We start from the raw sequence: 13,309 nt of genomic DNA on the forward strand, positions 1-13,309 counted from the left end.
CCATGGGTGAGTTCGAGCTGATCCGCCAGTACTTCGCCGCCGCGCCTTGTGCGCAGGGCGGCGAAGGCATCGCCCTTGGCATCGGTGACGATTGCGCGCTGCTGGCGCCGGTTCCCGGCGAACAGTTGGCAATCTCCACCGATACGCTGGTGGCCGGGATGCACTTCCCCGCCGTCAGCGATCCTTTCCTGCTCGGCCAGCGCTCGCTGGCGGTAGCGGCCAGCGACCTGGCCGCCATGGGCGCCACCCCCCTTGCCTTTACCCTTGCCCTGACCGTGCCGGACGTCAGTCCCGACTGGTTGCTCGCGTATGCCCAGGGTTTGAACCGGATGGCGACCCAATGCGGGCTGACCCTGATCGGTGGCGACACCACGCGCGGCCCGCTGAGCCTGACCATGACCGTGTTCGGTCGTGTTCCCGTGGGGCAGGCGCTGACCCGTGGCGGCGCGCGGGCGGGCGATCTGGTCTGCGTCGGTGGCGAGCTGGGCAATGCCGCAGGCGCGCTGCCGCTGGTGCTGGGCGAGCGTCAGGCCGATGCAACCCTGGCCGAGCCGCTGTTGTCCCACTATTGGTCGCCTTCGCCGCAATTGGCGCTGGGTCAGGCACTGCGGAACAAGGCCACGGCGGCGCTGGATATTTCCGACGGCCTGCTGGCTGACTGCGGGCATATCGCCACGGCCTCGAACGTGGCACTGCGCCTGGAACTGGAGCGGCTGCCGCTGAGTCCGGCGCTGCTTGGCTTCCTCGGTCTGGATCAGGCCCGTCAGGCGGCGCTGACCGGCGGCGATGACTACGTGATCGCCTTCACCCTGCCGCCCGCCGAACTGGCCGGGCTGCGGGACGCCGGCTGGCCGGTGCACGTGGTCGGTCGGGTCGAGGCGGGCAGCGGCGTCAGCCTGCACGACGCCGCTGGCAATGACATCACCCCGGCTGTGCGCGGGTATCAACATTTCAGGGAGACACCGTGACCGACCACCCCAATCAGGTGCCAGCGGAAAACGTTCCGCCATCGGTCTGGCGCAACCCCTGGCATTTCCTCGCGTTCGGCTTCGGCTCCGGCACGCTGCCCAAGGCCCCGGGCACCTGGGGTTCGCTGGTGGCGCTGCCGTTCGTCCCGTTGTGGCAGATGCTGCCGGACTGGGGCTACTGGCTGATGCTCGGGCTGACCATGCTGTTCGGCTTCTGGCTGTGCGGCAAGGTCGCCGATGACCTGGGCGTGCACGATCATGAAGGCATCGTCTGGGACGAGATGGTCGGCATGTGGATCACCCTTTGGCTGGTGCCCGAGGGTTGGCTATGGTTGTTGGCAGGTTTTCTGATGTTCCGCTTTTTCGACATCCTCAAGCCCTGGCCCATCCGCTGGATCGACCGGCATGTGCACGGCGGTGTCGGGATCATGCTCGATGATGTGCTGGCCGGGGTGTTCGCCTGGCTGGCGATGCAAGTGTTGGTATGGAGTCTGATTTAAAGGGAGTCGGCAATGCGTGTATGGCGACAATGGCTGCTGATGCTGGTCATGGCGGCAGGAATGCAGGGAATCGCTGCTGCCGAGGGGCTGCCGCCGCAGGTTCGCCTGGCCAGTGAGAGCTGGCTGGATTACACCAATGCCGATGGCACCGGCCTGGCCTGGGACCTGCTGCGCAAGATCTTCGAGCCTGCCGGGGTCAAGGTGACGGTGCTCAGCGCGCCGTACACCCGCGCCGTCGGCCTGGTCAAACGGGGAGAGGCGGACGCCTGGGTGGGCTCCTACGCCGCCGAAAACGACGACAACCTCTACCCGCGCTGGAATTTCGATTCCGACCATATCTATGCCCTGGGCCTGGCCACTCATCCGCGGCCGACCCTGGAAACCCTTGGCCAGTTTCGCCTGTCCTGGGTCCGCGGCTACGACTATCAGAACTACCTGCCCAATATCACCGGCAACTACCGCGAAGTGCAGCGCCGCGACGGCATCCTGCCGATGCTGGAACGCGAGCGGGTGGATTTCTATATCGATGCGCAGACCGAAGTGGAATACGTGCGCAGCCATGCCGAGCACCCGGATCAATTCCGCAGCACCCATGTGGCAGAACTGCCGTTGTACCTGGCATTTGGCAACACGCCGGAGGGCAAGGCGCTGCGCGAGCTGTTCGACAAGCGCATGGACGTGCTGGTGCCAAGCGGCGAACTGAAGCCGATTTTCCAGCGCTGGAAGCAGCCATACCCGTTCGATCAGTCGGGCAAGTAGGGGCTTTGGGGCAATGGTTCGACGGCTTGGTATCGAACTTTTCGATCTGTTGGCCCAGTAATTCAGCATAAGCAGGTGCGGCAAGCTGCTGTTACAATCGGCCCACGTCAATTTTCATGCATATTCAGGAGCACAAGGTGCCCGTCGTTTTTGTTGCTGCTTCCAAGCTGCCTACTCCTTTCGCGACTTTCACCATGCACGGCTTTCTCGACGAAGCCACTGGCCGCGAGCACGTCGTGCTCAGCCTCGGCGATATCGCCGACGGCCAGCCGGTGCTGGGTCGCCTGCATTCCGAATGCCTGACCGGTGATGCTCTGTTCAGCCAGCGGTGCGATTGTGGTTCCCAGCTCGAAGCGGCCCTGCAGGCCATCGCCCGGGAAGGGCGTGGCGCGCTGCTTTATCTTCGCCAGGAAGGCCGTGGCATTGGTCTGCTGAACAAGATTCGCGCGTATGAGCTGCAGGACGGCGGCGCCGACACCGTCGAGGCCAACGAGCGTCTGGGCTTTGCCGCTGACCTGCGTGACTACGCCATGTGCCGGCCAATGCTGGAGCACCTGGGCATCACCTCGCTGCGCTTGATGACCAACAACCCGCGCAAGGTCAAGGCACTGACCGACATGGGTATCGTGGTCGCCGAGCGTGTGCCGCTGCACACCGGTCACAATCCGCACAACAAACACTACCTGGCCACCAAGGCCGGCAAGCTCGGCCACATGATGGGCAACGAGCACCAGGGTGAGGCCGGCCGGGCGTGACCCGCGGCCAGGTTCGTCGTCGCCTGACCATCGCCTGGTTGCAGTACCTGGCGGTGGCGCTGGCGCCGCTGCTGGTGTTTTCCTGGGCGTTCGGTGGCAGTGAGCCGGTCATTCCGGTCCTGGCCATGCCGATGTTCATTGCCGGCGTGGCATCGATGTTCCTGACCCTGCCGCGTTTCACCGTCTACAAGCACGCGCTGATCGCCACCGGCAAAGCCCTCAATACCGAAGAAGAACCCGCCGCCTGGATCGAACTGGCGCGGGTGCGCCGCCTGGGCATGTTGTTCGCCTGCTTGCCGGCGTGGATCGCCGCGTTGTCGGTGCTGGTGGGTCTGGAGACGGTGCCGCAGATTCTGCTGGCGATCTCCAGCGTGGTCATCCTCTACCTCTACCGCATTCCCCGCCAACTCGCCTGATGCGCGCGCTCGTGTTGCTGGTGGCGCTGGCGCTTGCCTGGCCACTGGCGGCAGCGCCACGGGTGGTCAGCCTGGCGCCCTCGCTGACGGAAATCGTCGTTGAACTGCAAGCCGCCGATCTGCTGGTGGGCGTGCTCGATGCCGGCGAACGTCCGGCGGCCCTGGTGCAGGTCCCGTCGGTGGGACGTTACGGGCAACTCGACCTGGAACGCCTGCTCAGCCTCAAACCCGACCTCATTCTGCTCTGGCCCGCCAGCGTGCCGCCGGCCCAGCGCGCCCAACTCGAACGCCTTGGCATCCCGCTGTACACCGCCGAACCCCATGACCTTGACAGCCTGATCGCGCAGATCGAAGCCATCGGCGAGCGACTGGGCCGGGCCGAATCCGCCCGGCAATACGCCAGCGCACTGCGCGACCGCTTGCAGGCGCTGCGCGCGCAGTACCGTCGCGAACAGCCGGTGCGGGTGTTCTATCAGGTCTGGGACAAGCCGCTGTACACCGTGGGTGCCGGACAAATCATCAGCGATGCCTTGAAGGTCTGTGGTGCCCGCAACGTGTTCGACGACCTGCAACTGCCGGCTCCGCAGGTCAGCATCGAAAGTGTGTTGTTGCGCGATCCGCAGGTGATCCTCGCCAGCGACGCGGCGCAATTGGCCGCCTGGAAAAGCTGGACGCAGCTCTCGGCGGTTCGCGCCGGACAGTTGCTGCGTGTGCCGGACAAGGGGTTGGAGCGCCCCAGCGGTCAGATGATCGAGGCCACGGCGAAGTTGTGCCGAACGCTGGCTACAGCGCCGGCGTCCAGTTGATCGCCAGCAGCCAGGTGCGGCCTTCCTCGCGATAGCCGTAGTCCGTGCCGAAGTGGTTGTACTGGGCTCGGGCGTAGTCCTTGTCCAGCAGGTTGTCGGCTTTCAGTTCCAGACGAATCTCCGGCGTCAGCCGCCAACTGGCCCGCGCACCCAGCAGGCCGTAGCCGCCGAGCTGGCGCTGGTTCTTGTCGTCGGCGTAGCTGCTGCTCACCGCTTGCCAGGAAGCGCCGAGGCCAAGACGGTCGAACTGCCGGTCCAGGTCCAGGCTCAGGGTGCGCCGCGCGCGACGCTCCAGGGTGTGGCCGCTTTCGCGGTCGCGCGGGTCCATCAGCGCCACGGCCAACTGGCTTTGCCAGCCGTTCCAGTCCTGCTTCAGCGCGGCTTCGAAACCGATGATCCGCGCCTGGCTGACGTTGTAGGGAATGTCGCGGAAGATGATCGCGTCGCGCAGGTCGGTGCGGTACAGCGAGGTTTCCAGGCGGCTGTCCTCGCTCAACTGGCTGCGCCATTGCAGCTCATAGCTTTTCGAACGCTCCGGCTTGAGGTTCGGGTTGCCGAAGCCTGGGTAATACAGGTCATTGAAGGTCGGTGCGCGGAAGCCTTCGCTGTAGGACAGCAGCACATCGTTATCGACATTGACCGGCAGCGTCAGGCTGGCGCTCCAGGTGTTCTGCCCGCCGAACTGCTGATTACGGTCGCGGCGCAGGCCCAGTTCCGTCGAGAAGTGTTCGCCCTGATAGCGGTGCTGGACGAAGGCCGCGCGATTCCAGCGGCTGTCTTCGGCGAAGTCCACGTTGGCATGCAGGCGGTCGACGTAGGCGTCGCCGCCGAGCATCAGGCTGTGCCGGTCGTTGAGGTTCAGGTCGTTCTGCCAGGTGATGGCGTCGCGGTAGGTGTTGAGTACGTCGGACTGGTTGCTGAGCTTGTCGCGGCTGCGGTCGCGGTTTTCGCTGTGGGCCAGGTCCACGCGGCTGTGCCATTGCTCGGTGATCTGGGCGGCGAGCCAGGTGCCGACGCTGCTGACGGTGAAATCGCTGTACGGGGCCTGCGGGACGACGGCGCCGGTGTCCTCGATGTAGCGTCCGAAGGGATTGTCGAATTCCCGTCGGCCACGGCTGTCCAGCAGGTTGGCGCCGACTTCGAGGTTCTCGCCGAGCTGGTGCGACAGGCTCAGGCTGAGTGAGCGGTTGCGGTAGGCGTCGTGGTCGCTGTCGCTCGCGTAGGACTGCCGGGTGTCGTCGATGCCGGCGCTTTCATCCAGGCTGGCGCCGAGGCTGAAGCGGGTGCGCTCGTCGCCGCCGGACAGGCCGAGGCTGCGCTGGACGGTCTGCTGGCTGCCCACGGCCAGACGCAGGTTGGCGTGCAGGTTCTGCTCGCTGCCGCGACGGGTGAAAATCTGGATCACCCCGCCCATGGCATCGCTGCCGTAGATCGCCGAACGTGACCCGCGCAGCACCTCCACCCGCTCGATCTGGCCAATATCCAGGTATTGCAGGCCGCTGTCGCCGGACGAGGTGTTGGCGATGCGCTGACCGTCGACCAGCACCAGGCTCTGCGCCGACTTTGTGCCGCGAATGAAGATCCCCGGCAGGCTGCCGCGACCACCGGTGCGAGCGACTTGCACGCCGGGGACGCGGGTCAGCAGGTCGGTGACGTTGGTGGGTTGCAGGCGCTCGATATCGTCGCGGGTGAAGACCGTACTGGCGCTGGCGGACTGGTTGCGGTCCTCGACCTGGCGGTTGGCGCTGATGACCACGTCAGGGAGTTGCAGGGCGGCGTCGCGGTCCAGCGGCTCGGCGAGAAGCGGGGTGGGGAGGCAGAGCAAGAGTGGGGCGAGGCGGGGGATTTTCATTTGGCCGTTCTATCGCTATCGCTGCGGTTTGGCGCCCCGACAAGCGCCCACAGGTATCGTGCGCAGTTCACAACCCTGTGGGAGCTGGCTTGCCAGCGATGAGGTTACAGGCCGAGCCGCTCCAGGCGCTGGCGCACCGCATCTTCGATGCCGGCCTCGTCCAGACCGCATTCGGCGAGCATCTGCGCCGGCTTGGCGTGCTCGACATAGAGGTCTGGCAAGCCCAGGTGCAGGATCGGCTTGAGCACGGCTTCGCGGGCGAGGAATTCGCTGACCGCGGCACCGGCGCCGCCCATGATGGCGTTCTCTTCGATGGTCACCAGCAGGTCGTGACCGGCGGCCAGTTCCAGCACCAGCGCTTCATCCAGCGGTTTGACAAAGCGCATGTCGACCACGGTGGCATCGAGGGTTTCGCCGACTTTCAGGGCTTCGGCCAACTGCACGCCGAACACCAGCAGGGCGACCTTGCTGCCCTGGCGGCGAATTACGCCCTTGCCGATTTCCAGGGGTTCCAGGCTGTTCTCGATGGCGGCGTTGGGGCCGTTGCCGCGTGGGTAGCGCACCGCCGCCGGACCGTTGTAGAAGTGGCCGGTGTTGAGCATGCGGCGCAGCTCGTTTTCGTCGCTCGGGGTCATCACCAGCATGCCGGGGATGCAGCGCAGGAAGGACAGGTCGAAGCTGCCGGCGTGGGTCGGGCCGTCTTCGCCCACCAGACCGGCGCGGTCGATGGCGAACAGCACGTCGAGGTTCTGCACCGCGACGTCGTGAATCAACTGGTCGTAGGCGCGCTGCAGGAACGTCGAGTAGATCGCCACCACCGGCTTGGAGCCTTCGCAGGCCATGCCGGCGGCCAGGGTCACGGCGTGCTGCTCGGCGATCGCCACGTCGAAGTAGCGCTGTGGATAACGTTCGCTGAAGGCCACCAGGTCGGAGCCTTCCTTCATCGCCGGGGTAATGCCCACCAGGCGCTCGTCGGCGGCGGCCATGTCGCACAGCCACTGGCCGAACACGGCCGAGTACTTCGGTCCGCCGGCCTTTTTCGGCGCGGCCGGTTTGTCGGCGGGCTCCAGCTTGGTGATGGCGTGGTAGCCGATCGGGTCGACCTCGGCCGGGGCGAAGCCTTTGCCCTTCTTGGTCACCACGTGGAGGAACTGCGGACCCTTGAGGTCGCGCATGTTGCGCAGGGTGGCGATCAGGGTCGGCAGGTCGTGGCCGTCGATCGGGCCGATGTAGTTCCAGCCCAGCTCTTCGAACAGCGTGCCGGGGACCAGCATGCCCTTGGCGTATTCTTCGGTGCGGCGGGCGATCTCCCAGGCGCCGGGCAGGCGCGACAGCACTTTCTTGCTGCCTTCGCGCATGCTCGCGTAAGTGCGGCTGGAGAGGATCTTGGCCAGGTAGTTGGACAGCCCGCCGACGTTGCGCGAGATCGACATGTCGTTGTCGTTGAGGATCACCAGCATGTCGGCGTTGACTTCCTGGGCGTGGTTCAACGCCTCGAAGGCCATGCCGGCGGTCAGGGCGCCGTCGCCGATCACCGCGATGGACTTGCGCGACTCGTTGCGCAGGCGGGCGGCGATGGCCATGCCCAGCGCGGCGCTGATCGAGGTGCTGGAGTGACCGACGCCGAAGGTGTCGTACTCGCTTTCACTGCGGCGCGGGAAGGCGGCGATGCCGTCTTTCTGGCGCAGGGTGTTCATGCGCTGGCGGCGGCCGGTGAGGATCTTGTGCGGGTAGGCCTGGTGCCCGACGTCCCACACCAGACGGTCGTCCGGCGTGTCGAAGACGTAATGCAGGGCAACCGTCAGCTCGATGACGCCCAGGCCGGCACCGAAGTGCCCGCCGGTCTGACCAACGGTATAGAGCAACTCCTGACGCAGTTCGTCAGCCAGGTTCTCCAGGTCGGCTTCGGCCAGACGACGCAGGCCGGCTGGCGTATCGGCACGGTCAAGCAGCGGCGTGACCGGGCGTTCGCGGGGGATCTCTTGAAACGTCGTGGGCATCAGGCGAGTCGTTATAGGTTTGAAGACGCGGAAGTTTACCCCATTGGGGAGTGACTGCCCATTTTGGGGTGACTGCGATAAGGCCTGTAAGTCAGTTACGTCGTTCGACGATATACCGCGCCAGCGCCCGCAGCGGCTCGGCGGCTGCGTCAAACGGCCGCAAGGCGTCGAGGGCCTGGTCGCGCAGTTCCAGGGCGTAGGCCTTGGCCGCGTCGAGGCCGAGCAGGGCCGGGTAGGTCGGTTTGTCACGGGCGATATCGGCGCCCTGGCGCTTGCCGAGGGTTTCGGTGTCGCTTTCGACGTCGAGGATATCGTCCTGCACCTGGAAGGCCAGGCCGATGGCCTGGGCGTACTGTTGCAGGGCCTGCAGTTCAGCGTCGCCCGCCCTGTTGCTGGCCAGTGCACCGATGCGCACGCTGGCTTCGATCAGCGCGCCGGTCTTGTGCCGGTGCATGAATTCGAGGGCGGTCTGGTCGAGTTTCAAACCCACCGAGCCGAGGTCGATGGCCTGGCCGCCGACCATGCCGGCGGGGCCTGCGGCGCTGGCCAGGGTCTGCACCATGGCGATGCGGATGGCGTCGCTCTGCGGGCTCAGGCGCGGGTCGAGCAGGGCGCTGAAGGCCAGGCTCTGCAGGCCGTCGCCGGCGAGGATCGCGCAGGCTTCGTCGAAGGCTTTGTGGGTGGTTGGCTGGCCACGGCGCAGGTCGTCGTCGTCCATGGCCGGCAGGTCGTCGTGGACCAGGGAGTAGGCGTGGATCAGTTCAACCGCGCAGGCCGCGCCGTTGGCCTGTTCGGCCGCGCCGCCCAGCGCTTCGCAGGCCGCATAGGCGAGCAGCGGGCGGACCCGCTTGCCGCCGTTCATCACGCTGTAGCGCATGGCTTCGTAGAGGCGGGTCAGTTCGACCGAAGGTGGTTGGAACAGATGCTCCAATGCGCCATCGACACGGGCCTGGCAACTGTCCTGGTACGCCTTGATCATTGTTCTTGTTCCGCGTCGAAGGGCTCCGCGGCGAGTTCGCCGTCGCGCTCCAGCAGGATCTGCACTTTCTGCTCGGCCTGGGTCAGGGCGCCCTGGCAGTCACGGGTCAGGCGGATGCCTTGTTCGAAGGCGGTCAACGAGTCTTCCAGCGACAGTTCGCCGTTCTCCAGACGCTCGACCAGGGCTTGCAGGTCAGCGAGGGATTGCTCGAAATCGATGGCGGCTTTTTTTCGGGCCATGGCGGCTATCTCGGTGGCTGTCGGAACGGCGCGACACTAGCAGAGCAGGGCAGTGGGGGCAAATCAGGGGCCGCTTCTTTTGTCGTATTCGAACACTGTCCGGCGCGTTGTGGGGGCTTATGGCTCTCTGCCATAATCGCCGCCGCTCTGCGCCCAGACGTTCCTGTCGTGTCCGCGCCCCTCCCGTCGTTGCGTAATGGACTACGTTGTGAGCTTTCTTTCGATCGAGTTCGGTCTCGCCTTCATTCTGTTCTTCGCCCTGTACTGGAGCCTGTGCTGGAATCTCCGGTTGCAGAACGCCGTATTGCTGGCGGCCAGCTACGGTCTGGTCAGCAGTTTCAGCCCGTGGGCCCTTTATGTGCTGCTGGGGTATACCGCGGCGGTGTGGTTGCTCGGGCGTCTGGCGGGGCGTTATCCGGGGCGCAGCCTCAATACGCTGTTGCTCCTGGTGCTGGTGCTTGGCGGCTTCTATTGGTTCAAGTACCAGGAGTTCTTCGTCGGTGGCGTGCAGGCCGCGCTGACGGGGCTTGGCCTGAGCGTCTCGCTGCCGGTGTTGCAGTTGCTGGTGCCGATCGGCTTTTCCTTCTATGCCTTCCATTCGGTCAGTTACCTGGTGTCGATCAACCGCCGCGAGCTGGCGCCGGCTCCGCTGCTGGACCTTGCGCTGTACCTGGCGTTCTTCCCCAGCCTGGTGGCCGGGCCGGTCAATCGCGCCACGCACCTGCTGCCGCAGATTCGTCCGCCACAGATGCGTCAGTTGCTGGAACCGCAGCGCGCCCTCGGGCTGATCGCCCTGGCGGTGGTCAAGGTGTTCCTGCTCAGCGGCTGGCTGGCCAGCGAGTGGGTGGACCCGGTGTTCGAGACGCCCGGTAATTTCTCCGCCGAGCGCATCCTGCTGGCGGTGTATGGCTACAGCGTGCAGATCTATCTGAACTTCAGCGGCTATACCCATCTGGTCACCGGCATCGCCCTGCTGCTGGGCTTTCGTCTGCCGGTCAACTTCGATGCGCCGTACGCCGCGCGCAATCTGCGGGAGTTCTGGAGCCGCTGGCATATCAGCCTGTCCACCTTCATCCGCGACTACATCTATATCCCGCTGGGCGGCAACCGCCACGGTGCCTGGTTCGCCACGCTGTACATGTTCCTGGCCATGCTGATCTCCGGGCTCTGGCATGGCGCGAGCGTGAACTTCCTGGTGTGGGGCGCGCTGCACGGTTTCGGGCTGGCGCTGTACAAGCTTTCGAATCACTGGCTGCCGCAGCCGCCACGCTGGCCGGGCGCGGGTTTGCTGGCGCGGCTGCTGACGTTTCACTACGTAGCGTTCGCCTGGATCTTCTTCCGCAGCACCAGCCTGGATGGCGCGCTGGATATGCTCGCCGGGCTTGGCGGCCTGTCCGTCGCCGGTTTGTCCGGCGCTACCGGGGCGCTGCTACTGGCCTGCATTGCCGCGCTGGCGATTTATCCACAGGCACTGCTGCTGATGCGCCGGGGCTTCGCCGCCAGCAGCCGCTTGCCGTGGCAGTTCTATCCGCTGCCGCTGGCGCTGTTCCTCGCGCTGGTCATCTTCGCCGCGCCGTCGGGTGTGCCGGGGTTCATCTATGCCGGCTTCTGATATCCGTCACCTGTTCAACACGCAACTGGGCGCGGCGCGGGTGCTGTATGCGCTGCTGTTGACCAGCGTGTTGCTGGTCTGGCTGAACCAGCAGTCCATCGCCCTGTATTGCCAGCAGAAATACCATCAGAGCTGTGAACTGCCCGGTGTTGGGCAAAGCACGTTGTGGCGCCTGGGCGGCAACCTGAACCAAGCCTTCGCCGACGCCCGCGAGCGCTTTGTCGAGAGCCTCCGCGAGCAACTGGCCGAGGCGCCGCCAGCACCGCCAGCACCCGTGGTGGAAGCGCCGGTGATGGTCGAACTGCCGCCGAACATGCCGGTGGTGACCGTGGACATCGCCACGGCAGCCCCGAAGCCCGCGCCTGCGCCGCTGCCCGTACCGCCACCGGCAAAAGCCAGGCCGGTGGTCGCCGCCGCAGTTGCGCCGCCAGCCGCGAAGGCGCAGCCCATAGCGCCGGCGCCCGCGATGCCCGTGCCGATGCCCGTGTCGATGGGGTCGCCGGTCGTCACCCTGAGCAGCGGTGATGAAGTGTTTCTGGTGGGTGACTCGATGATGCAGGGCGTGGCGCCGCACCTGTCCAACACCCTGCTCAAGCGTTACGGCATTCGCAGCGTCAACCTCAGCCGGCAGAGCACCGGGCTTGCGTATCCGGGCTTCTTCAACTGGCCGCAGACGGTGAGCCGGACCTTGAATGAGCGCCCGAAGATCCGTCTGATGGTGGTGTTCCTTGGTCCCAACGATCCGTGGGACATGCCGCAAGGCAAGGGCAAGCCGTTCTTGCGTTTCAGGACGGCGCCCTGGGAGCAGGCCTACCGCCAGCGCATCGACACGATGTTCGAACAGGCGCAGGCCCATGGCGTGCAAGTGATCTGGGTTGGTCCGCCGAACATGCAGCAGGCGCGGCTGTCCACGGCAATGGGCTACCTCAGCGGCCTGTACCGGCAGCAGGCGTTGCAGCATCGCCAGCACTATGTGTCGGCCAACGCCGTGCTGGGTTACAGGGCTGACGAATTTTCCTATACCGTGCAGAACAGCCAAGGCGGCCAGATCCGCACTCGCGCTGACGACGGGATTCACTTCACCATTCCCGGGCAAAAGCTGATCGCCAACCAGGTGTTGTCGCTGATCGCGTTTCCCGGCCCCACCGTGACGGGACATTGAGATGCGCCGAGCCCCCTGTTTTTTCGCCCTGCTCGTGCTCAGTTGCTTGTTGCCTGGTTGCAGCCCGAACGCGGCGATGGAGGTACCGCGCGCCGCGCCGGTCAGCCGCGATGGCAACCTCGGCGTGCTGGCCGGCAAGCTGCGTTCCGCGGCGCGGGCGCCGGTGAACATCGTCCAGTTCGGCGACTCGCACACGGCCGCCGATATCTTCAGTGGCGAACTGCGCCGCTTGTTCCAGGCCGAGTACGGCGATGGCGGGATTGGCCTGGTGGCGGCGACGCCGGTGCCCGGCACCCGTTACGAGCAGGTGGTGCTCAAGGCGGCCGAGTCGCAATGGCAATTGGTGTCGGCGCGCAACCAGCACAGTGAGCAGTTCCCGCTGGGCGGTTACTTGTCACTGCCGCAGGCATCGAAGGCCACGGTGCGCATCGAAGCGCGCCAGCCGGACGACAAGCGTTACCGGGTCTCGGCGCTGTACCAGGCGCAACAACATGCCAGCCTCAACGCCCGCGACGGCACCAACCCCGACCGCCGTCTGATGCTCGCCGCCACCGGCGGGCAATGGCGCTTCAGTCCGGTGCTGAACAACGCACGGCTGCCGCTGGAACTGTCCGTCGAGGCGCCAGCGGGCGAGGCGCTGGGCGGCTGGTATATCCAGGGCCAGAAGAATGCCGGGGTGACCCTGTCCGCGCTGGGCATCAATGGCGCGCAACTGGAAGTGATGAGCAAGTGGCAGGCTGGCTGGCAGGAGAGCCTCAAGGCGCTGCGGCCGGATCTGGTGATTCTGGCCTACGGCACCAATGAAGCCTTCGACCCTCGGCTGGACCTGGACCAGTACCGCCAGCAACTGACCCACACCCTCGCCGAACTGCGCCGGCAGATGCCGCGGGCGGTGTTGCTGCTGGTCGGCCCGCCGGACTCCATCAAACAGCGCAATGCCCAAGGCTGCGCGGCGCGCATGCCGGGGCCCCTGCCGGCGATCATCGACATTCAGCGGGACGTGGCGAAGGCGTCTGGGGCGTTGTTCTGGGATTGGCAGGCGTTCATGGGCGGCGAGTGCTCGATCCTGCAGTGGCAGGCAAGCGGCTTGGCGCGGGGCGATCTGATTCATCTGAGCGCCGAAGGGTATCGGCGCAGTGCGGGTGGGTTGTATGGGTTCTTGCGGGGGCAGTTGGGGGTGAAGTGAAGCATCGCTGGCTCGCATCTTTCAATCATGTGGTGATTGGAAGGCGCTTGTCATAAAGCCGGGCAATGGCTACCA

At 65.7% G+C, this 13,309-nt stretch carries 13 protein-coding genes; 9 read left to right on the forward strand and 4 right to left on the reverse strand.

The genetic code is table 11. The annotated features are described in order from the left end of the window. The first annotated feature begins 2 nt into the window (after nt 1–2). The 6 genes from thiL to NTD88_RS24180 all read left to right on the forward strand — a co-directional run bounded on the left by thiL (nt 3) and on the right by NTD88_RS24180 (nt 4,204). Nucleotides 3–968, forward strand: coding sequence for a thiamine-phosphate kinase (thiL, locus tag NTD88_RS24155; RefSeq protein ID WP_262153988.1), 966 nt, complete (start codon nt 3–5; stop codon nt 966–968). Next, complete coding sequence (locus tag NTD88_RS24160) at nt 965–1,468, forward strand: phosphatidylglycerophosphatase A (RefSeq protein ID WP_262127412.1); 504 nt, start codon at nt 965–967, stop codon at nt 1,466–1,468. Before thiL ends, NTD88_RS24160 begins: the two co-directional genes overlap by 4 nt. A 12-nt stretch (nt 1,469–1,480) precedes the next feature. Next, nucleotides 1,481–2,227 carry a substrate-binding periplasmic protein gene (locus tag NTD88_RS24165; RefSeq protein WP_095159368.1) on the forward strand — a complete coding sequence of 249 codons (747 nt, stop codon included), beginning with the start codon at nt 1,481–1,483 and terminating at the stop codon, nt 2,225–2,227. Nucleotides 2,228–2,364: 137 nt separating this feature from the next. Then, nucleotides 2,365–2,982, forward strand: coding sequence for a GTP cyclohydrolase II (ribA, locus tag NTD88_RS24170; protein WP_175653510.1), 618 nt, complete (start codon nt 2,365–2,367; stop codon nt 2,980–2,982). Continuing rightward, nucleotides 2,979–3,398, forward strand: coding sequence for an MFS transporter (locus tag NTD88_RS24175; protein ID WP_175653511.1), 420 nt, complete (start codon nt 2,979–2,981; stop codon nt 3,396–3,398). The genes ribA and NTD88_RS24175 overlap by 4 nt, the downstream gene beginning before the upstream one ends. Beyond that, on the forward strand, nt 3,398–4,204 hold the full coding sequence (locus NTD88_RS24180; RefSeq protein ID WP_262153989.1) for a cobalamin-binding protein: 807 nt from the start codon (nt 3,398–3,400) through the stop codon (nt 4,202–4,204). The genes NTD88_RS24175 and NTD88_RS24180 overlap by 1 nt, the downstream gene beginning before the upstream one ends. Here NTD88_RS24180 and NTD88_RS24185 read toward each other — a convergent pair. The 4 genes from NTD88_RS24185 to NTD88_RS24200 form a co-directional block, all read right to left on the reverse strand. Then, nucleotides 4,182–6,056 (reverse strand): TonB-dependent receptor domain-containing protein, encoded by a 1,875-nt coding sequence (locus tag NTD88_RS24185; protein ID WP_262153990.1) that lies wholly within the window; start codon nt 6,054–6,056, stop codon nt 4,182–4,184. The two genes, NTD88_RS24180 and NTD88_RS24185, sit on opposite strands and share 23 nt — an antisense overlap. Nucleotides 6,057–6,160: 104 nt before the next feature. Then, complete coding sequence (dxs, locus tag NTD88_RS24190) at nt 6,161–8,056, reverse strand: 1-deoxy-D-xylulose-5-phosphate synthase (protein ID WP_262153991.1); 1,896 nt, start codon at nt 8,054–8,056, stop codon at nt 6,161–6,163. Nucleotides 8,057–8,147: 91 nt separating this feature from the next. Beyond that, nucleotides 8,148–9,035, reverse strand: a complete 888-nt coding sequence (ispA, locus tag NTD88_RS24195) for a (2E,6E)-farnesyl diphosphate synthase (protein WP_095159362.1) — start codon at nt 9,033–9,035, stop codon at nt 8,148–8,150. Next, complete coding sequence (locus tag NTD88_RS24200; RefSeq protein ID WP_095159361.1) at nt 9,032–9,274, reverse strand: exodeoxyribonuclease VII small subunit; 243 nt, start codon at nt 9,272–9,274, stop codon at nt 9,032–9,034. Before NTD88_RS24200 ends, ispA begins: the two co-directional genes overlap by 4 nt. Nucleotides 9,275–9,482: 208 nt before the next feature. On the opposite strand from NTD88_RS24200, the gene NTD88_RS24205 reads away from it, so the two are divergent. From NTD88_RS24205 to NTD88_RS24215, 3 genes are all read left to right on the forward strand, one after another. After that, complete coding sequence (locus NTD88_RS24205) at nt 9,483–10,886, forward strand: MBOAT family O-acyltransferase (protein WP_262153992.1); 1,404 nt, start codon at nt 9,483–9,485, stop codon at nt 10,884–10,886. Further along, the gene (locus tag NTD88_RS24210; protein ID WP_262153993.1) at nt 10,873–12,048 is read left to right on the forward strand and encodes a DUF459 domain-containing protein; all 1,176 of its coding nucleotides are present in this window, start codon (nt 10,873–10,875) and stop codon (nt 12,046–12,048) included. Before NTD88_RS24205 ends, NTD88_RS24210 begins: the two co-directional genes overlap by 14 nt. A 76-nt stretch (nt 12,049–12,124) precedes the next feature. Next, the gene (locus tag NTD88_RS24215; protein WP_262153994.1) at nt 12,125–13,234 is read left to right on the forward strand and encodes an SGNH/GDSL hydrolase family protein; all 1,110 of its coding nucleotides are present in this window, start codon (nt 12,125–12,127) and stop codon (nt 13,232–13,234) included. Nucleotides 13,235–13,309 lie beyond the last annotated feature (75 nt).

Source organism: Pseudomonas sp. 20P_3.2_Bac5 (genome assembly GCF_025466035.1).
Taxonomy (GTDB): Bacteria; Pseudomonadota; Gammaproteobacteria; order Pseudomonadales; family Pseudomonadaceae; genus Aquipseudomonas.